Source organism: Bacteroides cellulosilyticus, from assembly GCF_020091405.1.
GTDB lineage: Bacteria > Bacteroidota > Bacteroidia > Bacteroidales > Bacteroidaceae > Bacteroides.
This window is the reverse complement of the sequence record NZ_CP081903.1, coordinates 6,694,538-6,716,278: the sequence shown is the minus strand read 5'-3', so window position 1 is coordinate 6,716,278 and position 21,741 is coordinate 6,694,538. Positions and strand designations below refer to the sequence as shown.

Here is a 21,741-nt window from a genome sequence, read left to right as displayed (position 1 = left end):
GCAAAGGAACGTAAATCGTGTTGCAGAGAAATGTCATACATATTACATAGATGTTACAAAACTATTCGGTTTTCTCCTTCAGGTATTCATAAAAAGTATATTGTGAACGTACTTTTTCCTTTTGCGGATGAGCTGATTTCCAACAGTTACGCAGATTCTCATCTACAAAACAGGCTTTACGCTTATCTGAGAGCTGGATAGAAAGCATATCTATCAATTCCTGCTTTGCATCCGGATCCAGTATGGGGGTGATGGCCTCGATGCGACGGTACAGATTACGCCGCATCCAGTCCGGTGAGCCGAGGAATAGTTTCGGATTTCCTCCATTACCGAAATACCATATACGCGCGTGTTCCAGAAATGTATCCACAATACGTGTGACACGAATGTTACGACTGTATGTTTGCCCCGGTATCAGGCAGCAGATGCCACGGACAATCAGGTCTATTTCCACACCGGCTTGCGAGGCTTCATACAGACGGTTTATCATAGTAGGATCTTGCAGTGCATTCATCTTTAGTATGATGCGACCGACTTTTCCTTTTTTCGCCAGTTCCATTTCATGATCAATCAGACGGTTCAGTTCCGGTATCAGGTTAAAACGTGCTACCAGTAAGCGATGGAACTTCAGATTCTCTTTACCTTGAAGGGTACGGAACAAGTTGTACAGATCGTTCACGATGATCCGGTTACAAGTAAATAGACCACTGTCTGCGTAGAGCGTAGCCGTCTTTTCATTGAAGTTACCGGTGCTGATATAGGCATAACTGGTTAGTTTTTTCCCTTCCGCGTTGCGCCGAAGGACGAGGGCGACCTTGGCATGTACCTTTAATTTAGGAATACTATATATGATATTAATGCCCGAAGCTTTCATCATTTCAGCAGTGGCAAGGTTGTTTTCTTCGTCGAAGCGGGCTTTCAGTTCCACAAAAACAGTAACCTTTTTGCCATTCTGTGCGGCGGCTATCAGAGTATTGATTACAGCGGAGTTCTCGGCAACCCGGTATTGTGTTACCATGATTTCACGCACGGTAGGTTCGTGTACGGCTTCGTACAGGAAGTGGATGAAATGTTCGAATGAATGGTAAGGATAATGTAACAGCAAATCCTTTTTCTCCACATAGCGGAATATGGATTCCCGTTCATCAAGGCAGGTCAGTTTCATCGGTTGCGGCTTCCGTATAGGGTGTATATTGGGGTTGGGATTAGGCAAATGGCGCAAGTCTTCCAGGTTGAGATGCTTGTCTCCCGGAACTAACTCGCGGCGGTCGATATGGAAAGCGTCCACCAGGAAATCAAGAAAATCCTGCGGCATGGCACGGTCATACACAAAGCGGCACACATCTCCTATCTTGCGTTTCTTTACTTTAGTCTTTACCTGTTCGATGATTTCGGAAGTGTTGGCGGCATCGTCTATCAGTATATCCGCATCGCGCGAAATCTTGATGCAATAACTGCTTTCTACATCATAGCCCGGAAAGATAACATCCAGATTAGCCTTGATGATATCCTCTATGAACATCAGATAATAGTTGTTTCCTACTTTGGGTAACTCTATGAAACGTGGTACTTTGCTGTACGGCTGTTTCATTACGAAATATTGCGTACGTCCCGGAGCACCGGGCGGCAATCCTTTCTGTTGAAGACGGACGGCAAGATACAGACGGTTATCGCGCAGAAACGAAATGACCTTGTCCTTGGACACCGGCACAGGTTGCAGGAACGGGAAAATTTCTTCCCGGAAGAAACGTCGCACGAAGTCGTGATGGAAGGGTTCCACATTTCGGCTCTGATAGAAAATGATATGATTTTTCTTCAGGGCAGGAAGTATCTTTTGCTCGTAGATACGGATACGGTCCTCCATTTGGCGGTTTACTTCAAGGTTTATCGCATCCACCAGTTCGATGGTAGACTGTACGGTTTCCTCGTCACTTTGTGCGGCACCGGTAGCTATTGCTTTATGGTCGGCAACACGTATCTTGTAGAACTCTTCCAGGTTGGAAGAATAAATGGATATAAAGTTAATGCGTTCATACAGAGGCAAGGTGTCATCTTCCGCTTCCAACAGAACGCGGTAATTGAATGACAGCCAACTAATGTCCCGTTTAAAATATTGATATTGGTTTTCCATACTCATCAAGATTTGCCCAAATATAGTTACCTTTGCACAGATAAACAAAAGAAAGATGACAAAAGTTGGTTTATTATCCGATACACACGGATATTGGGATGAAAAGTATCTGCAATATTTTGAAACGTGTGATGAAATCTGGCATGCCGGTGACATCGGTTCGCTGGAAGTGGCGCAGAAGTTGGCGGCATTCCGTCCTTTCCGTGCCGTGTATGGCAACATTGACGGGCAAGACATCCGTCAGGTTTATCCGCAAATCAACCGTTTTACTGTTGACGGTGCTGAAGTGCTGATAAAACATATTGGCGGCTATCCGGGCAATTACGATCCTTCCATACGGGGAAGCATTCTGGTGCGTCCGCCCAAACTTTTCATTAGCGGACATTCTCATATATTGAAGGTGAAGTATGACAAAACACTGGATATGCTGCACATCAATCCGGGTGCCGCAGGTATGTCCGGATTCCATAAGGTACGCACAATGGTCCGTTTCATTGTTGACAATGGAGTGTTCAAGGATCTTGAAGTAATAGAGTTGGCAGGTTGAGAAAGCTCCTAAAAATAAATTAAATTATTTTGTACTACATTTGCTTTGCATTATCTTTGCGGTCTGAATAGCAAATTGAGAGCCGTGGGGCTTGGTCCTCCTTCTTATTTTATTCTATATTTGTATCAACCGAAAAAAGAACTGAAATATGAAAGGAATTATTCTTGCCGGTGGTAGCGCCACCCGCCTTTACCCCTTATCAAAGGCTATTTCCAAGCAGATTATGCCGGTTTATGACAAGCCGATGATTTACTATCCGCTTTCCACGCTTATGTTGGCGGGGATACGCGAAGTGTTGATTATTTCCACTCCACGTGACTTACCCATGTTTCGCGAATTGCTCGGTACGGGTGAAGAGCTCGGAATGTCCTTCTCTTATAAGATACAGGAGAAACCCAACGGACTGGCACAGGCTTTTGTCCTGGGGGCCGAGTTTCTGAACGGTGAACCGGGATGTCTTATCCTGGGTGATAATATGTTCTACGGTCAGGGCTTCTCTGCTATGCTGAAGCGTGCCGCTTCGATAGAAAAAGGCGCATGTATCTTCGGCTATTATGTAAAGGACCCGCGTGCCTATGGCGTGGTGGAATTCGATGCCGACGGCAAAGCCATTTCGCTCGAAGAGAAGCCTGCGCAACCCAAAAGCAACTATGCCGTGCCCGGTCTTTATTTCTATGACTCTACTGTCACTGCCAAGGCTGCCGCTTTGAAGCCGTCTGCCCGTGGCGAATATGAAATCACCGATCTTAACCGCCTGTATCTGGATGAAGGCACACTGAAAGTTGAAATCTTCGGCCGTGGTTTTGCATGGCTCGATACGGGTAACTGTGACAGTCTGTTGGAAGCAAGCAACTTTGTGGCTACCATACAGAACCGACAAGGTTTCCGCGTCAGCTGTATCGAAGAAATAGCCTGGCGCAAAGGTTGGATAGATGCCGATCAGTTATATCGTCTTGGTGAACAACTCGGCAAAACGGAATACGGTACATACCTGATGGAACTTGCCAATTCCCACCGTTGAGAAAATCATAAATTATAAATCATAAATCATAAATCAATGAAGACTTATCTCGTAACCGGTGCAGCCGGGTTTATCGGCGCGAATTATATCAAGCACATTCTGGCAAAGCATGATGATGTCAAGCTTGTGATACTGGATGCTTTGACTTATGCCGGCAACCTCGGTACCATCGCCAAAGACATTGATGATGAACGTTGTATCTTCGTGAAGGGTGACATTTGCGACCGTGTATTGGCTGACGAACTGTTTGCCAAGTTCAAATTCGACTATGTGGTGAACTTTGCCGCTGAAAGTCATGTAGACCGCAGTATTGAAAATCCGCAGCTTTTCCTGGTTACTAACATTCTGGGTACGCAGAACCTGCTGGATGCAGCGCGTCGTGCCTGGGTGACGGGTAAGGATGAAAATGGTTATCCTACCTGGCGCAAGGGTGTACGCTATCATCAGGTTTCTACCGATGAAGTATATGGCTCATTGGGTGCCGAAGGATACTTCACGGAGCAAACTCCGCTTTGCCCGCACAGTCCTTACAGTGCTTCCAAGACAAGTGCCGATATGGTGGTTATGGCTTATCATGATACGTATAAGATGCCGGTAACCATTACCCGCTGCTCCAATAACTACGGTCCGTATCATTTCCCCGAAAAGCTGATTCCGCTGATTATCAAGAATATTCTGGAAGGAAAGAAGCTTCCTGTTTATGGTGACGGTAGCAATGTGCGCGACTGGTTGTATGTGGAAGACCACTGCAAAGCTATCGACCTGGTAGTTCGCGAAGGCGTAGAAGGTGAAGTGTACAATGTAGGCGGTCATAATGAAAAGACCAACCTCGAAATCGTGAAGCTGACTATTGCCACTATCCACCGATTGATGACAGAGAAACCGGAATATCGTGAAGTTCTGAAGAAGAAAGTGAAGGATGAAGACGGTCAGATTGATATCAGCTGGATTAATGAAGACCTGATTACCTTCGTGAAAGACCGTCTCGGCCATGACCAGCGCTATGCCATCGATCCGGCAAAGATCACTGCCGCTTTAGGCTGGTATCCCGAAACGAAATTCGAAGACGGTATCGTGAAGACTATCGAGTGGTATCTGAATAATCAGGACTGGGTGGAAGAAGTAACCAGCGGTGATTATCAGCACTATTACGAGAAGATGTACGGAAAGAGATGATAACTCTCATTTCATCATTGCTATTATAACACTAAGAAGAATCCCCATAAACAGCATATTGCGCGAAGTCTCGCCCAGTATGCTGTTTAATTTTTTACCGCCTCGTATCTTTACCATGCGTTTCCAGGTAGTTACGTGGAAATAAAGGTAGGTGAAAGGCATGAAGATACCTGCATAGTTCCAGCCTTGGGCAAACCAGAAGGAAAGCAACGTCGCGATGATGCCGAGCCAGAGGTAAAGGTATCTGCCGAAAGGTTCTCCGAAACGGACGATGAGCGTACGTTTTCCACTGAGGGCATCCTGATCGCGGTCGCGATAATTGTTCACAACTAATAAGGTATCTATTACCAGTCCGCTGATGAGCGAAGCAATGATGACGTTTGGGGTGAATGTATATGCCTGCACATAGTATGTGCCGCCTACCGGAACAAAGCCGAAGAATATCAGCACCAGTAAGTCGCCCCAACCTTGATAGGAGAGGACGGTGGTATAAAGAAAGGCAAATATTACGCAGAATACTCCCAGCACAATGAGTTCCCATCCACCATGGGGCAGTTCTCCCCAACTTGTGTATAGCAGTCCGAGACCGGAAAGACAGGAAAGAATGACAATGACACCGATTCCCACTTTCATGGCTCCCGGTGTAATCCAGCCTTGTGCGCAGGCACGTTCCGGCCCCAGGCGGTCGGTACGGTCGGTACCTTTCAGGAAGTCGAAGAGGTCGTTGATGAAGTTGGCGGCGATCTGCATACCGCAGGCAAAGAGCATACACAGCAGAGCGGGAACAATTTTGAATTGTCCATCGGCAAATGCCAGTGAAGTACCTATCAGCACAGGAATGATAGCTCCCGTCAAGGTTTTGGGACGGGCTGCAAGGAGCCATGCACGGGGGGAATTCTGTTTGATCTCTTTCATATTCCGGTTTTAGAAGTAAGTTTTCATTTATCAATTTTGTAGCAAAGATACAGAAAATGCCTATCTTTGTGTTCGTTTATGATGAATAATGTGCTCATTTGCGATGAATAATATACTTGCCTATGATGAAGAATTTATTTTATATATGCGTCCTTTCCTTACTATTCTTTTCTTCCTGTAAGTCGGGTAGCAGTATGTTTTCGTCTTCCAAGTCCGGTTCCGGATATAAAGGCATCAGCCGGGTAAGGACTTATGAATTTACCCATCCCGATGTACCGACCGCTTTCGATGGTTTTCGTATTGCTTTTATATCCGACTTGCATTATAGAAGTCTTTTCAAAGAGAAGGGACTGGCCAATTTAGTCAAGTTGCTCAATAGCCAGCATGCAGATGCTTTGTTGATAGGTGGTGACTTGCATGAAGGTTGCGAATATGTTCAGCCCCTTTTGGCTGCCCTGTCCGGGGTGAAAACACCGATGGGGACGTATGTCGTACTGGGCAATAATGACTATGAAGCCTGTTATGATGATATTGTACGTGAATTGCAGAAGTACGGTATGCACTTGCTGGAACATAAAGTAGATACTTTGAGACGGAACGGAGAAGAAATTTTGATTGCCGGTGTGCGTAATCCTTTCAATTTAAAGAAGAATGGCACATCTCCCACACTTGGACTTTCACCCGATGATTTTGTCATTCTGCTGACGCATACGCCTGACTATGCGGAAGATGTTCCCATTACGAATACCGATCTCGTACTTGCCGGACATACTCATGGAGGGCAGGTCACTCTATTTGGCTTGTACGCACCGATCATTCCATCCCATTATGGCAAGCGTTTCCGCACCGGATTGAAATACAACTCGCATCACATACCGATGATTATAACCAATGGCATCGGTACATCCAATAAGAATATCCGGCTCTTTGCCCCCAGCGAAGTGGTGATGATTATACTGCATCAGCAGAAAGATTAATACCTTTCGCCCCTTTCATTACTATCTTCTCCTCTGTTCTCCCTGACCTGTCATACAAAAGATGCCATCTTTCGCTACAAAAGATGGCATCTTTAACATCATTAGATGGCATGTTTTACATCAAAAGATGGCATCTTTTGCATGTTCACTCACCGGGTAAGAGTACAATACCCAGCTTCTTCTTGCCATCCATCTTTACTGTTACAGGTTGTTCGAAGTGGACATGCCGCAGATACTTGCTTTCGTGTACGGCCGGTTGTGCATTCAGGAAGTCCTGATCATACACGCCATCATTCATAAAGGCATTAATAGTGAAGTAGCCCACACCGAACGAAGTCAGATTCTGGAAGAAGTGGGTCCCTTGGCTGGGATCTACGCGATAATTCGTCAATCCGGCTTCCACAATGACGCGGGCGGCACTGATATGTGGCCATTTTACAGGAATACCCAGCCATGTGTCACTGCTACCCCAACGTCCGGGCCCAACGAGAACATAATTCCTGCCTTCATCAAGGAATTGCTGGTTCAGTTTCTCTATTTCCCAGGCAATCTCCTGATTGTGTGATGCGCTGTAATCATCCGTCTTCACATAGATGACATCATAGATATCATTCATAATTCCATGTCCCAGGGAATTGTAGGAGCGAAGCAGTACTTTATCATCCGGTATGGCTGTCAGATCTTCATCTAGCATCTCTTTCGTATCTACGATGGGACGTATCTGCAACAGGTAGAAAGTACCCGATTTGTCCTGTTCCCGACTCATGGTGGCGGCAAATTCTATTTCGACGGGGCGGCGCATTTCCTGTTCACCGTATTTCAGTACCAGTTGCAGTATGCGTGCCAACGGGAAAACGTCGTGTTGCAGGATATTGGCGAAGGTAATGACTTTGCGCCCGCCGGGATATAGACCGTCACGGATAATCTGGTCGTAGGGATCGTAGGTAGAGGCTATATAATTCAGTGCTCCGTCCTTTTCCGCCTCTTTCACGTGCAGTTTCAACAGGTTGAAGCCGTCGTCCATAGAAAAGTCATGTCCGGCATTGCGTAGGTCGAGAGCGTAGAAACGGGTTTGCGTCTCTTTCAGTGCTATTTCCATTTCGCTGGTCTGCAATATCTGGTGGGGATGATATGGAGAGAAGCGGAGCGTCATGCCACCGTCTACGATATATTTTCCCAAACCGAGGGCGAGGTTCACAGTACCTTCTTCGGCTTTTTCATCACCGATAGGATAATAGTTCAGCGAGCGTGCCACACCGGACATACTGGGGTAGTAACGGTCACCATATTGGTTGCCGACTACCTCTTGCAGAATGACCGCCATCTTTTCCTGATCGATGACATTGCTTGTGGCCTGCATATATGCTTTACTGTCGCGGAAGTAGACCGAAGCGTACACGCCTTTTATGGCATCGGACAACATACGAAGCATTTCGTATTTATCATCCAGATAGGGGATCATATACGTATTGTATATTCCGGCAAAAGGCTGATAGTGTGAATCTTCCAGCAAAGAAGACGAACGGATGGCAAGCGGAGACTTCACTACATCAAAGAAGGTAAAGAAGTCTTCTACCAGTCGGTCGGGTAACTTCGCTTTCAGGAAGTATCGCAGAATCACATCGTCCTCCGCATCCGAAAGGGCTACCTGATACAGATTGTTTGTCTCCATAAACTCGTCGAAGACATCAGTACAGAGCACTACGGTCTTGGGTATGGCAACGCGGGCGTTATCGAATTCTTCGAATTCAGGGTGATGCTTCACCATATTGTCGATGAAAGCGAGGCCGCGCCCTTTACCTCCCAATGAACCGTCACCGATGCGGGCGAAGTTGGAGTAGCGGTCGAAACGGTCACGCTTGAACACGGCTACCACACCCTGGTTCTTCATCTTGCGGTATTTCACAATTGCTTCGAAGATGATTTTACGGTGGGCATCCACATCTTGCAAACTGTTCCAGGTGATAGGTTTCAGAAACTCTGCTACCGGGAACATGGCGCGTGAATAGAGCCAACGGCTGACATGGTTGCGGCTGATATGATAAAGGAATGACTCTGCCGGTACGGCAAAAAGGATGTTTTGTAATTCCTTCAGGTTCTTTACACGCGCTATCTCTTCCAGCGTGTCGGGATTGCGGAAGATGAAGTCACCGAAACCGAAATTGTCCGATACGATGCGTCGCAGGTCTACGTCCATCTTCTTGGAATTCTTATCGATAAAGGCGGCGCCATATTTTGAAGCATAAAGCGCATTCTCCGATTCGGACGACTGAATGATGAGCGGTACGAAGGGATCTTCCTTGCGGATGGCAGCGCAAAGCTTGATACCCGCAAGTCCGTCCTTTTCACCACGTTCCACACGTGGAAAGCGGACATCGGTAATGACTCCTAATATATTATTCTTGTATTTCTCGTAAATGCCTATAGCTTCTTCGTACGTACGGGCCAGTACAATCTTCGGACGTCCACGCATACGCAACGTCCGCTGATGGGCATTCAATGCTTCGGTACTGAACTCCTGGCTCTGCTTCAATACAAACTTATAGAGGTTGGGCAATATGGATGAATAAAAACGGATACCGTCCTCCACAACCAGAATCACCTGCACACCTACTTCATTTACGTCGTGTTCCAGGTTCATCTTGTCCTCTATCAGTTTGATGATAGACACCAGTAGGTCTGTGTTTCCCAGCCAGCAGAAGATATATTCAAAAGGACTCAGGTCTTCGTTGGCGATGCGTTTGGTGATGCCGTGGCTGAAAGGGGTCAGTATCACCATGGGAATATGTTCGTAAAGGCTCTTGATGTGTCGCGCCACATCGAAACTGTCGTTATCTCCCGTTCCCGGCATACAGATGATGAGATCGAACGGTACGGTAGAGAGTTGTGCCAAGGCTTCCTCACAAGTCGATACCTGGGTAAAGCGGGGTGGATAGCGCAGAGAAAGTGAAGTATATTCATTAAAGATTTTTTCGTCAATGCGTCCGTCGTCTTCCAGCATGAAAGCGTCATAAGGATTGGCTATCAGAAGGACGTTGAAGATGCGTCGCGTCATCAAGTTAGCGAACTGCGTGTCTTTGAAATAGAGCTGGTTTAATTTAAGCTTGCTGAGCATGGCTTATCACGGTTTATTGGTTTGATGGACAAAAGTAATAGAAATCAAACCTATTTGGATAGTTTTTAAACCACTTTTTTTATATTTGTGTCTAATATTGCATCCGCGAAACCTATAAATGTGTAATGCAGGCAGATAATAACGATATTATGATAAAATACATTTTCATCTTACTTATATTTCTCCTTCAATGCTTCACTTTATTTGCCGGTTCGTTTCGTCCCCTGAGTATAAAAGAAGGGTTGAGCAGTCGGCAGGTGTTCCAGGTCAGTAAAGATTCTGCCGGTTTTATATGGGCCTATACCCATATGGGGGTAGACCGGTATGACGGCAATGAAATAAAACACTATCAGCTGGACGAAACGGTGGAGTCCAAAGATCATATCCTGTCTTCCACTACCATGACCTGCGATTATTCGGGGAATATCTGGATTGCTTTGAAGAACGGGAAGATATACGCGTACGATAACCGGACGGATGCTTTTCAACTGCGTGTCGATGCATCCGGATATCTTTCTTCTCCGGTCTTGAATAATATCCTTTTTGATGCGGACAACCGCCTTTGGGTGTGTATGTCAACGGGTGTTTACTGTTGGGAAGAAGAATCCGGCTTATTGCTTGCCGGGTTGGAGGGCCAATGCGTCAATTGCATGGTGCAGACAGATGATACCGAATTCTGTGCCGGAACCAATCAAGGTATCTATCGGCTGAAGCGAGCGAATAAAACCGGTTTTTCTTCAGAGGAAGCGATACCTCTTCCCGCGGAAATGCATGTCAAATCGTTGTATGCTTCCGGAGATAAATTATTTGTAGGTACTTTTTCCGACGGGGCTTTTGTCGTGGACAAATCAACAAGGAAAGTGCGGTCTTTCAAAGAGTTCATCCCCCATGTTCCCATTCGCGCTTTTGCACAGGCTCCCGATAACACCTTGCTGATAGGAGCCGATGGTGCCGGTGTTTTCCAGATAGACAGAACCACGGAACGACTTCTGAAGCATTATATCACCAATGAAGATGATGAAAGAAGTCTGAATGGTAATACCGTTTCTGATATCTGTGTAGATGAATTTGGCGGCATTTGGGTGAGTACCTCCACCAATGGCATCAGCTATTTAGACCCCAATATTCCTGATGTAAGGAGAATGAAGCATGAACAGAATAATACCAATTCCCTGAAATCGGATCATATCAATGTCATATTTCAGGATTCGGAGGGAGATTGCTGGTATGGCACAAACAATGGGATCAGCCTTTACCAATCCAAACAGCGCCAATGGAAGCACTTCCTGGATGGTACAGGGCATGGCTCTAAAGTAGTGTTGGCTCTTGCTGAAGACTCAAGAGGAAACATCTGGGCCGGCGGATATGGCATCGGTCTTTATGCCATTCATAAGCGAACAGGTAAGGTGCAAAAGATGGAAAAACGGAAAACCGGTTCGGACAAGGGTGTGGCAACCGATTACATTTATGCTATCCATGCGGAAGGTGATTGTCTTTGGGTAGGAGGTATTGAAGGCGAATTTACACGCTATAATATGCTGACGGATACTTATACCTATTATCCGATTGATTGTGTAGGAGACTTGAGGGCCGGTAAAGACGGTTCATTACTGATAGCAGGATGTAGTGGTCTGGCTATTTTTGATAAAGCTACGGGGGAAATACAGTGGCACCAGAAGTTCGGGGACATTTCCCTGCACTATCCTATCCGATGTCTATTGCAATCTTCATCCGGGGATATATGGCTTGCCACCGACGGAGAAGGATTGGTGCGTTTCAACCCTGATAGAGGAGAGGCGCGTGTCTATACTACGGATAACGGTCTTGCCTCCAATTCCATCAATAGCCTGTTGGAAGATAACGACGGCCGTATCTGGTTCAGTACGGAAAAAGAGCTCTATTGTCTGGACTTATCAAAAGATATTCTGATCAGTGCAAATGATTTTCTGGATATCACCTGGGGATATTATAACCCTAATGCAGCCTTTAAACTGAATGACGGATGTCTTGCTTGGGGTACGGCGGAGGGAGTGATCACCTTTTCTCCTTCGCTGGACTTCGGACAGCATGGTCCTGTCAAACTGATACTAACAGATTTTAAATTGCTTTATGAGTCGGTGAAGGCGGGTATGAAAGGTTCCCTTTTAAAGACTAATATCAACGATACGCAGAAGATCGGCTTGAACTATAATCAGAATTCATTCTCCATCTCTTTCTCTGCCATCAATTTTATGGCTCCGCACAGAATCAGGTATGAGTATATGTTGGAGGGGCATAATGAAGAATGGGAACATTCCAATTCGGTGCGGAGCGTGAACTATATGGACCTTTCTTCCGGTACATACACATTCCGGTTGCGGGCATTTGATAAATATACCGGGCAACGGATAGGGGAGCGCAGTCTGAAGGTGGTAATCAATAGTCCTTACTGGGTTTCATGGTGGGCATTGCTGTTTTATTTTATATTGCTTTCTGTTTTTGTTTACATCTTTGTGCAGTATCGGAGGCATAAGACCAATGAAGACCGGGTAAAGGAGAAGATACGTTCCTTTATCAGCATAGCGCATGATATACGCACCCCGATCAGTCTGATAAAGGCACCCCTGAGCGAACTTGAAACACAGCGGGAACTTCCGGAAGAAAGTAAGAAGATAGTGGCGGTAGCTGTGAAGAATGCCGAGAAACTGTTGAGTATGGTTACTCAGTTGTTGGACTTACAGAAAACGGAACTGCATGCCGAATGCCTGAAAGTCTCTCCTTACGATATCAAAGCTTATCTGGAAGAAAAGATAGCGGAGTTCCACATGGCCGTCCTGCAAAAGGGAGTGGAAATTCAGTTGAAGGCAGAGGCGGACATGCCGCAGGTGTGGATGGATCGGGATAAGATGGATCATATTGTGGACAATCTCCTTTCGAATGCCTTGAAATATACGGAGAAAGGGATTATCTATATTACGGTAAGAACAACGAAGAAGAAATGGTTGATTGAAGTAAAAGATACAGGTATCGGCATTCCGAAGGAAGAACAAGGAAATATCTTCCATGAGTACTATCGGGCACAGAATGCCATGAACTTTCAGGAAACGGGTTCAGGTATCGGACTGATGATTACACGGAGGATTGTGAAGCAGCATCACGGTGATATTTCGTTTAGCAGTACGGAAGGTAAAGGGACGACATTTACCGTTACATTCCCGTTGAAGATAAAATCGGGGATCGTTGTTGAGCGAAAAGAAAATACTCAGGAAATACCCGCTGTTGATACCTTCCCGGAGCAGGAAGATGCCGGCAAGTATGTGTTGCTTCTGGCTGAGGATGATAAAGATATGAGGGAGTATCTGATGAACAGTTTGTCATCAGAATATAAAGTAATCGGAGTGCCCGATGGCGGGAAGGCTTTGCAGATGGCGAGGGAGATCAACCCGGATATCATTATTTCGGATATTGTCATGCCCGTGTTAGAAGGTGATGAATTGTGCCGTATACTGAAATCTTCTGTCGATACGAGCCATATTCCTGTGATACTATTGACGGCTCTGAGTGAAAGGGAGAATATCATATTCGGACTCGAAGCCGGGGCGAATGATTATATAATCAAACCTTTCGACCTCTCTGTCCTGAAAGTCCGGATACGGAATATCCTCCAGAACAGGCAGCATCTTCGCGATACGGTGTTGTCCATGGATACTCCACCGGAAGATACAGATTATACCAGCCAGCTGGACAAGGAGTTTATGGATAAAGTGATGGAAGTGATCGATGAAGAACTTTCTAATTCAGAATTCTCTATCAACGACTTTTGCCGTATGCTGGGCATGAGCCGTACTTCCGTCTATAATAAGATCAAGACCTTGACCGGGCAGGGACCCAATGATTTTATCCGTATTGTCCGTTTGAATAAGGCGAAAGAACTTCTGGCTTCCCGAAGATTTTCGATTGGTGAAGTATCTTCCATGGTTGGATTTTCTGACTCAAAATACTTCAGTACTTGCTTTAAAAAGCAGTTTGGTACGAGTCCCAGCAAGATTTAAAGTATTAAAGATAGCTTTTTAACCACCACGGACAGGGATCAAACCTTTTTTGTTAGATAATCAACTTCCGTTTTCCTGATAGTGCGTAATATTGTGGACAGTAAACAATATAAAAAACGCAATAAAGAATGGAAACTTATTTAGGTCTTGATTTGGGTGGAACCAAGCTACTGATTGGTGAGGTGGACAGCCATGGTAATATTTTAAGGTATAAGAAATATGACTCCGGATATTTTAATCAGCAAGCTGCTTCGGAAATCATAAAGTCATCACTCGATGATTATATCCGTACGGTGGGCTGGTGCGACCAGAAACCTGTCGGTATGGGAGTCGGGCTGATAGGTCGTGTAGATCCTAATCAGGGTATTTGGTTACAGATTGATCCGAGCCGGACACAACCGATAGCACTGGCAAAGGAATTGTCGGATATTTATGGTATTCCCTGCCATATAGATAATGATGTGAAAAGCGCCACTCGCGCCGAACGCGTCTGGGGATTCGGACAAATTTCCAAGAACTTTATTTATATTAATGTAGGTACAGGTATTGCTGTCGGTACGGTTATCAATGGCAGGCAGATACGTGGCAGCCACTTCAACGCGGGTGAGGTGGGGCATGTGCGTGTGGGGGTGAACCTCGGCATTAAGTGTGGTTGTGGAAGAATGGATTGTGTGGAGGCCATTGCCGCCGGTATCGGTTTTGATAATTGCGCCCGTCTTCTCCGCAACCGGTATGAAACGAATCTGCATATCCCGGCAGAAAAGGGAGAACGGGTACTGATCAGCGAAGTCTTTGCGCTAAGCCAGAAAGGAGATCCTCTGTGTGTGGCTCTGGTTGAAAATGCCTCGGAAGCTTTGGCAAATCTTATCATGAATCTGGTACGGGTTACTGATCCTGATACGGTGGTATTGGGTGGAGGCATTGTGTCCGACGGATATATCCATGAGAAAATACTGGAGAAACTTCATCCTACTACGATGCGCTTTGTAACCAATGGTGTGGTAATCACTAAACTGAACCCGGGTTTTATAGGTTTGCTGGGTGCAGGTGCGGTGGCGATAAATATGTAAAGAGTGATTAATGATTAGTGATAAGAAAGTGGACTCATGAAAATAACTATAGCAAAGAGTGAAAAAGAATTTGATTGTATCGCTGCATGGCGCATTATTGGTGAAATTCTGAATAAGCCGGAAAGTGTTATCGGACTTTCTACAGGGCGCACTACCGGCAACCTGCACCGTTTGGTTGGAGAAATCTATTCCCGATATCCTTTTGATGTTTCTTCTGTTACCTTCTTCGGACTGGACGAGGTGACTAATGTACCCCGTGAGTATGCAGGTGCATGTTACACAATGCTGAAGACAGAACTGATCGATACGCTGGGCATCCAAGAAGACAACTTCCTGATGCTACCTACAGTCTCTGACATTTTTGACAAAGCCTGCAAGCTCTTCCAGCAAGAAATAGAGAGCCGTGGAGGCATTGACCTCTTGATTTTGGGATTGGGTGAGAATGGTCATCTGGGTTTTAACCAACCAGGTTCTCCCTTAGGCGGAGAAACATGGGTGACTCAAATGAATGCTGAACTGGAAGAACGTATCCGACGGGAAACGAATACACCACCGGAGAAAGAACTGGGTGGTGCTACCTTGGGAATCAGGAACATCATGCAGGCCCGTAAAATCTTATTGGTTGCCAAAGGTGCGAACAAGGCGGATATCGTCAGGAAAATGCTGGAAGGGCCCGTTACACCGGAAGTTCCTGCATCGGTACTTCAGCTTCACCCGAATTGCGAATTTCTTTTATTTAATGCATGATACTATGACACAACAAGAAAAACAAGTGAACTATATGGGACCATTTATCACAATGGTATTCCTGTTCTTCATTGTCGGTTTCCTCACAACTGCCAATACTCAGTTCCAGGGACCGTTGAAAGAAACATTCCTTGCCGAAGTGGGTGGCCTGAAAAACACATTCGCCACATTGATCACCTTTTCCTGGTTCCTGGCTTATCCGGTCTGTGGTCGGGTAGGGTCGTCCTGGATTAGTAAATATGGCTATAAAGGTACGCTGATGCGCGGACTGTTGGTAATGGTGGTTGGTTTGGGGTTATTTTTCGCTTCCTCTTATTTTACGGTTTTCTTTCCGGAAGCCAACTGGCATGTCGGAGGAAATGTTATTCCCGGTGGTTTCTTTATTTTCCTTTTGGGGTCTTTTGTGGTGGGAGCCTCTGCTACCATTTTGCAGGTGGTTATCAATCCTTATCTCACGGCTTGCCATGTGAAAGGTACACAAGCCATTCAACGTCTTGCCATTGGTGGCTCTGCCAATTCCGTAGGAACCACTTTGGCACCTTATTTTGTTACGGGTGTTGTTTTCGGTGGCTTGGCAATGGAAGATATCCGGATAGATCAGCTGATGGTTCCGTTCCTGGTGTTGATAGTGGTGATTTCTTTGATTGTTTTCCTGTTAATGAAACTATCCTTGCCGGATATACAGGGAACCCGCATAGAGAAAGGTGAGAAGCTGGAAAAGAGTATCTGGTCGTTCCGGCATCTCACTTTAGGAGTCTGTGCTATTTTCTGTTATGTGGGCGTGGAAGTCTGTATAGGTGCCAATATCAATCTGTATGCCATTGAAATGAATTATGCATCTCCGGCATTAATGGCTACCCTGTATTGGGGTGGGATGCTCGTGGGGCGGTTGGTAGGAAGCTCTTTGAGTAAGATTTCTCCTCGTGTGCAGTTGGTTGTAACTACGGTTTCGGCAGGAGTGCTTGCCTTGTTGGCTATCCTTCTGAATAATCCGTGGTTGCTGACGGCAGTCGGGCTGTTCCATTCTATTATGTGGGGAGCCATCTTTACCCTGTCCGTAGCCCATTTGGGTAAATATACGTCTGTGGCTTCCGGGGTGTTTATGATAGGTGTAGTGGGTGGTGCCATCCTGCCTTTGTTGCAGGGAATACTGGCTGATGTGCTCGGAAGTTGGAGATGGTCTTGGTTTATTGTACTTTTGGGCGAGATATTTATGCTCTATTACGCATTGATAGGTTCACGTATTCGTCAAACAGCTGATTAATTATAATACTTATGAAGAAGATTAGAATGATGATGGCGGTTGCTTTAGCCATATTGGCTTCATGCAGCACCACCAAGTCGGGGGAAAGCACAGCGAACCCCTTGAGTTCCAAAGTGATTGTGGCGTATGTAACTTCCTGGAGTGACATCATGCCGGACCCCCAGTACATGACGCATATCAATTATGCTTTCGGTCATGTAAACGAAAGTTTTGATGGCGTCAGGATTGACAATGAAGAACGCTTGAAACAGATTGTGGACCTGAAGAAGCAAAATCCCGAATTGAAAGTACTTCTGTCTGTTGGCGGATGGGGTAGCGGACGTTTCAGTGAAATGGCTGCCAATGATGAATATCGCCGGGCATTTGCTAAGGATTGCGACCGGGTAGTGAAGGAATTTGACCTGGATGGCATCGATATCGACTGGGAATATCCCACGAGTTCAATGGCGAACATTTCAGCTTCACCCGATGACACGGAGAACTTTACGCTTTTGATGAAAGATATCAGGGCAGCGATAGGTGATCAGAAAGAACTGACACTTGCCACTGTGGCTTCAGCGAAGTATATCGACTTCAAAGCTATTCTTCCTTTTATCAACTTTGTGAATATCATGGCTTATGACATGGCCTCTGCCCCGAAACACCATTCGGCACTTTATCGGTCTGCAAACAGCGGAGGCATTACGTCGGATGAGGCTGTTACTGCGCATCTGAAAGCCGGTGTACCTCCTTCCATGCTGGTGATGGGGATGCCTTTTTATGGCCGTGGTGGAGATGGCTATCCCAGTTTCCAGGATTTTAATAAGGTAGGAAGCACCAGTGGTGATTATACTGAAAAGTGGGATACGGTTGCACAGGTTCCTTATCTGGTTAATAAGAATGATACGCTGGTATTTGGTTTTGAAAATGCCCGTTCACTGGCAATCAAGTGTCAATATATCCTGGATAGAGATTTATTGGGTGGTATGTATTGGGACTATAGTGGTGATAATGAGCAAGGAGATTTACGTCGTACGGTGGCAGAGAATCTGCTTGGTAAGAAGCACAGAACTAAGGTGCTGGTATTGACGGAAAGAGGTGGTCAGCATGGTGGATTTACGGATGCGGGTCTGAAGTGGCTGACCGATGAAAGTGGAAAGATGAATTTCAGCATTACCGAGATAAACAATGCCAAACCTATTACGGAGACTTATCTGTCTCAGTTCAATCTGATTATCCAGTTGGATTATCCTCCTTATACATGGCCGAAAGAGGCGGAAGATGCTTTCGTTAAATATATAGAGGAAGGTAAAGGCGGTTGGATCGGTTTCCATCATGCCACTTTGCTGGGTGAGTTTGATGGTTTTCCCTTGTGGCAATGGTTCTCTGATTTTATGGGCGGTGTACGTTTCCAGAATTATATAGCGCCGCTTGCTGATGGTACGGTGATTGTGGAGGATAAGAAACACCCGGTGATGAAGGGAGTGCAGGCTTCTTTCGTGGTGCCTGATGATGAGTGGTACACTTATGACAAGAGTCCACGTCTGAATGTGCGTGTGTTAGCCAGTGTTGATGAGGCTACCTATACGCCTGCTTCGGACATCAAGATGGGCGATCATCCTGTGGTATGGGTGAACGAAGGTAAAAAAGCGCGCAATGTTTATTTCCAGATAGGGCACAGCAAGAGGCTGTATGAGACGGAAGACTTCACGAAGATGTTCAGGAATGCTATTAACTGGACGTTAGGAAAATGATGAATGTTTTCCTTCTTATGGCTCTTCTATAAAGACAGTACCGGAAACAATCACCAGGTAGGGTGATTGTTTCCGGCACTTTGCCGCTATAAATAATTCGATAAGTACGGATAGCTTATAAAATATTTTACTGATGAGTTTTCTTTTGTGAAGATGGTTAGTTATTTGTGGGATGAAAGTAATGCTTTATATTGTTGAGCTATAAAAGCCCAGGTATAATGTTGCTTTGCAATCTCCCGCATCTTGTATCCGTCCTCGGGGTTGTCATGTAGCAATTCTACCAGTTCTTCACTTGTTTTGAAGTAATGAGCTTTGTTTTCTGTTGTCTCACGATTATAAATCACGTCGTAAGCTAAAATCGGTTTGCCGAAAAACATAGCTTCCACTAACGAAGGGTTTGTGCCGCCTGCACTATGTCCGTGGATATAGCACCTGCATTGGTTGCGCAGTGCATAGAGTATATCAAGGTCATACACAGAGTCTACCATCTGTATATTTTGCCGACCGCAATATTCTTCTTTGAGCCGTCGGCTGTATTCGCTCCGTTCCCAATTTCCCACAAACACCAGATTCTTTCCAGAAGTATCAAAGGCTTTCAGGATCAGATGACAGTTGTTTTCCGGCTCAATACGGCATACACTGACGGCGTAGTTTCCAGGAGCGATTCCGTATTGCCCCAGAATCTCGTTCTGTCTTTCTACGGTGACATTTCTTTGTGCATGATCTCCTCCATAGGCTACTAATTCGGCTTTCTTATGATACGTATTCCATACGTAGTCCTGTATTCCTTTATTGTCGGCTATAATTACGTCAGCATAGCGTACGGCCATCGCTTCACTTGTTCGCAGAAACCATCTGGCAAACTTACCCCATTTGCCCCTTCGGTGTTCCAACCCGTCAATGTTCACTATTAATTGCTTCCGATACAACAGTCTGAAGACTGGTAGAAAAATGCAGCCTGACACACCTAATATGATTACGGTATCATAACTTCGCAAACATCTAAGCATCGACAGGATATCATAAGGAGTGCTTTGCATCCCATTGGCATGGAATAGCGGGATATACTTCAGTTGTGCTCCTTTGTAGGTTTTCATGCGTGTGGCATAATCCTTACCACTACAAAAAACGGTATAACGGACTTCGGGACAACAGTTATCACCGATAATGTTCTCCACTAAAGTCTCAAAGCCGCCATATTTAGCAGGCACACCTTGGATGCCTACGATAGCTACTTGTTTCATAAATATAAAAAGATTAGATGCTTTTATTGGATAGCTTACGAATTACGCAGGAAGTTCCTGCGCAAATCTCTCTCTGCTATTATTTTTGCTTGCAGAATCTTTTTGAGTAAGCTATTAAAGGAGTATAGGAGGAAAATTTAAACAAAAACTAATATATCGCTTTCGTTATTTTGTTTATTCTTGCAACATTTTGTTCGATAGTGCATACAGGGGCACTACTTTTACTTTTTCGTAAGAAGAGAAGGGTTCAAGGCTTGTTCTTATTTCAGAAAATCCAAATCGAGATTGCAGCGGAAAGTTATTTCGATGCAAAGTATTTAGAAATACCAAACAGAGGAATATTCTCCATCCAATCTTGTTCCTGATAACCTAACATTGATATGCGTAATCCTTTCAATGCATACTGCGGATGGCTCTTAATATATTCAGACATGGATTTGGCTCTTACATTCTCTTCGGCTTTTACCTCGATGGGGATGACACGCTTGTCCGTTTGGATAACGAAATCTATCTCGGCAGGGGTCGAATCGTTACTCCAATAGTAGGTCGAAATACCCATAGAAACGAGTTGCTGGAGTACAAATTGTTCCGTAAAGGCTCCTTTAAACTCCTTGAATACATTATTCCCTACCAGCATCTGACTGGCAGGTGCTTCTGTCATGCAACCCAACAGACCGCAATCAAGTAGGAATAGTTTAAATGCTCCCAAGTCTTCATAAAATTTCACGGGCATTTGCAGCTCCTTTATCCTGCAAACTTTATGGACGATACCGGCATCAATTAGCCACTGGATGGCTAACTCGTATTCGGTGGCACGTGCTCCTTTTTTCAGTACATTATAGATGAATTTTTTGTTCTCCTTGGCCAACTGTGAAGGAAGAGATTGCAACACTTGACCAATACGTATACTCTCAGTAGCGGTGGCGTGTTTGGAAATGTCACGTCGGTAAGCGTCGAGTATTTCATTTTGTTTAATTCTCACTTTTTGCAAATCGTGGTTTTTTACGTAATCAGCCACCACCTCGGGCATTCCACCTACGTAATAATACTGTCTCAAAAAGTCGATGTATTTGGTCTGGAGTATATTCAGCAGCTCCCAATCAGCCTGATGAAAGAGGTTACTCAAAGAATCCTCTCCTGCAGCCATCAGAAATTCTTCAAAATCAAGAGGATACATTCGAAGAATGTTGACTTTTCCAACAGGGAATGGTTCACCGCGTCCGATTGTTATGCCCAGCAGAGAACCTGCCGCCATTACATGATATTGGGGTGCATTCTCTTGAAAGTATTTCAAGCTGTGCAACCCACGCTTGACTTCTTGCAACTCATCAAGAATAATCAGTGTCTTGCCTGCTTCTATTTTTGTTCCGGTTATCGCTTGTAGCGTTAATAAGATTCTTGGAATATTGTAATCTGCGGCAAACAATTCTTTCGCCAAGGGTTCTTCATCGCAATTGACATAAGCTACATTTACGAACTCAAGTTGTCCGAAATGCTTCATTACCCAAGTCTTTCCTACCTGACGTGCCCCCAACAGGATGAGTGGTTTACGTCCGGGCTCATCTTTCCATTTCTTAAGTTCTTCTATAATTTTTCTTTCCATATCATTGCGATTAAATATACTTTGGCAAAAAATAGTCCGCAGCAAAGATACACTTTTTCGATGATATTTTATCTGATAAATTACACTTTTTCGATGATAGATTAAGGTGTTTGGCGCATTTTTTCGATGATTGATCCATTTTTATGTACCAGCTCAATAAAGTAGAC

The 21,741-nt window shown here is 45.1% G+C and carries 14 protein-coding genes; 9 read left to right on the top strand and 5 right to left on the bottom strand.

What is annotated here, in order from left to right:
- Positions 1 to 61 precede the first annotated feature (61 nt).
- Complete coding sequence (locus tag K6V21_RS25740; RefSeq protein ID WP_224320353.1) at positions 62 to 2,131, bottom strand: RNA degradosome polyphosphate kinase; 2,070 nt, start codon at positions 2,129 to 2,131, stop codon at positions 62 to 64.
- A 55-nt stretch (positions 2,132 to 2,186) separates the two neighbouring features.
- Here K6V21_RS25740 and K6V21_RS25735 point away from each other — a divergent pair, with 55 nt between their 5' ends.
- The 3 genes from K6V21_RS25735 (at position 2,187) to rfbB (ending at position 4,875) form a co-directional block, all read left to right on the top strand.
- A complete protein-coding gene (locus K6V21_RS25735; protein ID WP_217716012.1) occupies positions 2,187 to 2,678 on the top strand; it encodes a metallophosphoesterase family protein in 492 nt (163 codons plus the stop codon).
- Between the two features lie 148 nt (positions 2,679 to 2,826).
- The gene (rfbA, locus tag K6V21_RS25730; RefSeq protein WP_007214972.1) at positions 2,827 to 3,699 is read left to right on the top strand and encodes a glucose-1-phosphate thymidylyltransferase RfbA; all 873 of its coding nucleotides are present in this window, start codon (positions 2,827 to 2,829) and stop codon (positions 3,697 to 3,699) included.
- Positions 3,700 to 3,735: 36 nt separating this feature from the next.
- The gene (gene rfbB, locus K6V21_RS25725) at positions 3,736 to 4,875 is read left to right on the top strand and encodes a dTDP-glucose 4,6-dehydratase (protein ID WP_007214971.1); all 1,140 of its coding nucleotides are present in this window, start codon (positions 3,736 to 3,738) and stop codon (positions 4,873 to 4,875) included.
- Between the two features lie 6 nt (positions 4,876 to 4,881).
- On the opposite strand, the gene menA is transcribed toward rfbB, so the two are convergent.
- Positions 4,882 to 5,790, bottom strand: a complete 909-nt coding sequence (menA, locus tag K6V21_RS25720; RefSeq protein WP_224320352.1) for a 1,4-dihydroxy-2-naphthoate octaprenyltransferase — start codon at positions 5,788 to 5,790, stop codon at positions 4,882 to 4,884.
- A gap of 125 nt (positions 5,791 to 5,915) precedes the next feature.
- On the opposite strand from menA, the gene K6V21_RS25715 reads away from it, so the two are divergent.
- The gene (locus K6V21_RS25715; RefSeq protein ID WP_408912919.1) at positions 5,916 to 6,767 is read left to right on the top strand and encodes a metallophosphoesterase; all 852 of its coding nucleotides are present in this window, start codon (positions 5,916 to 5,918) and stop codon (positions 6,765 to 6,767) included.
- A 145-nt stretch (positions 6,768 to 6,912) separates the two neighbouring features.
- Here the strand turns inward: K6V21_RS25715 and K6V21_RS25710 are convergent, their stop codons facing one another.
- Positions 6,913 to 9,882, bottom strand: coding sequence for a PEP/pyruvate-binding domain-containing protein (locus K6V21_RS25710; protein WP_224320350.1), 2,970 nt, complete (start codon positions 9,880 to 9,882; stop codon positions 6,913 to 6,915).
- Between the two features lie 149 nt (positions 9,883 to 10,031).
- Between K6V21_RS25710 and K6V21_RS25705 the strand changes: the two genes are divergently transcribed.
- From K6V21_RS25705 to K6V21_RS25685, 5 genes are all read left to right on the top strand, one after another.
- On the top strand, positions 10,032 to 13,913 hold the full coding sequence (locus tag K6V21_RS25705; protein ID WP_224320349.1) for a hybrid sensor histidine kinase/response regulator transcription factor: 3,882 nt from the start codon (positions 10,032 to 10,034) through the stop codon (positions 13,911 to 13,913).
- Positions 13,914 to 14,041: 128 nt separating this feature from the next.
- The gene (locus tag K6V21_RS25700) at positions 14,042 to 14,983 is read left to right on the top strand and encodes an ROK family protein (protein ID WP_224320348.1); all 942 of its coding nucleotides are present in this window, start codon (positions 14,042 to 14,044) and stop codon (positions 14,981 to 14,983) included.
- Positions 14,984 to 15,019: 36 nt separating this feature from the next.
- A complete protein-coding gene (locus tag K6V21_RS25695) occupies positions 15,020 to 15,730 on the top strand; it encodes a 6-phosphogluconolactonase (RefSeq protein WP_224320347.1) in 711 nt (236 codons plus the stop codon).
- 4 nt (positions 15,731 to 15,734) lie between these two features.
- On the top strand, positions 15,735 to 16,994 hold the full coding sequence (locus K6V21_RS25690; protein ID WP_217716007.1) for an MFS transporter: 1,260 nt from the start codon (positions 15,735 to 15,737) through the stop codon (positions 16,992 to 16,994).
- A gap of 11 nt (positions 16,995 to 17,005) precedes the next feature.
- A complete protein-coding gene (locus tag K6V21_RS25685; RefSeq protein ID WP_224320346.1) occupies positions 17,006 to 18,727 on the top strand; it encodes a glycosyl hydrolase family 18 protein in 1,722 nt (573 codons plus the stop codon).
- Positions 18,728 to 18,888: 161 nt separating this feature from the next.
- Here K6V21_RS25685 and K6V21_RS25680 read toward each other — a convergent pair whose 3' ends face one another.
- Together K6V21_RS25680 and K6V21_RS25675 are read right to left on the bottom strand one after the other, a co-directional pair.
- Positions 18,889 to 19,971, bottom strand: coding sequence for a DUF1972 domain-containing protein (locus K6V21_RS25680; protein ID WP_224320345.1), 1,083 nt, complete (start codon positions 19,969 to 19,971; stop codon positions 18,889 to 18,891).
- Between the two features lie 298 nt (positions 19,972 to 20,269).
- Positions 20,270 to 21,574, bottom strand: coding sequence for an ATP-binding protein (locus tag K6V21_RS25675; protein WP_224320344.1), 1,305 nt, complete (start codon positions 21,572 to 21,574; stop codon positions 20,270 to 20,272).
- Positions 21,575 to 21,741 lie beyond the last annotated feature (167 nt).

What these genes read in the sequence shown, in the direction of transcription:
- K6V21_RS25740 (WP_224320353.1), bottom strand. Translation starts at nt 2,131, where the DNA reads ATGGAAAACCAATATCAATATTTTAAACGGGACATTAGTTGGCTGTCA.
- K6V21_RS25735 (WP_217716012.1), top strand. Translation starts at nt 2,187, where the DNA reads ATGACAAAAGTTGGTTTATTATCCGATACACACGGATATTGGGATGAA.
- rfbA (WP_007214972.1), top strand. Translation starts at nt 2,827, where the DNA reads ATGAAAGGAATTATTCTTGCCGGTGGTAGCGCCACCCGCCTTTACCCC.
- rfbB (WP_007214971.1), top strand. Translation starts at nt 3,736, where the DNA reads ATGAAGACTTATCTCGTAACCGGTGCAGCCGGGTTTATCGGCGCGAAT.
- menA (WP_224320352.1), bottom strand. Translation starts at nt 5,790, where the DNA reads ATGAAAGAGATCAAACAGAATTCCCCCCGTGCATGGCTCCTTGCAGCC.
- K6V21_RS25715 (WP_408912919.1), top strand. Translation starts at nt 5,916, where the DNA reads ATGAAGAATTTATTTTATATATGCGTCCTTTCCTTACTATTCTTTTCT.
- K6V21_RS25710 (WP_224320350.1), bottom strand. Translation starts at nt 9,882, where the DNA reads ATGCTCAGCAAGCTTAAATTAAACCAGCTCTATTTCAAAGACACGCAG.
- K6V21_RS25705 (WP_224320349.1), top strand. Translation starts at nt 10,032, where the DNA reads ATGATAAAATACATTTTCATCTTACTTATATTTCTCCTTCAATGCTTC.
- K6V21_RS25700 (WP_224320348.1), top strand. Translation starts at nt 14,042, where the DNA reads ATGGAAACTTATTTAGGTCTTGATTTGGGTGGAACCAAGCTACTGATT.
- K6V21_RS25695 (WP_224320347.1), top strand. Translation starts at nt 15,020, where the DNA reads ATGAAAATAACTATAGCAAAGAGTGAAAAAGAATTTGATTGTATCGCT.
- K6V21_RS25690 (WP_217716007.1), top strand. Translation starts at nt 15,735, where the DNA reads ATGACACAACAAGAAAAACAAGTGAACTATATGGGACCATTTATCACA.
- K6V21_RS25685 (WP_224320346.1), top strand. Translation starts at nt 17,006, where the DNA reads ATGAAGAAGATTAGAATGATGATGGCGGTTGCTTTAGCCATATTGGCT.
- K6V21_RS25680 (WP_224320345.1), bottom strand. Translation starts at nt 19,971, where the DNA reads ATGAAACAAGTAGCTATCGTAGGCATCCAAGGTGTGCCTGCTAAATAT.
- K6V21_RS25675 (WP_224320344.1), bottom strand. Translation starts at nt 21,574, where the DNA reads ATGGAAAGAAAAATTATAGAAGAACTTAAGAAATGGAAAGATGAGCCC.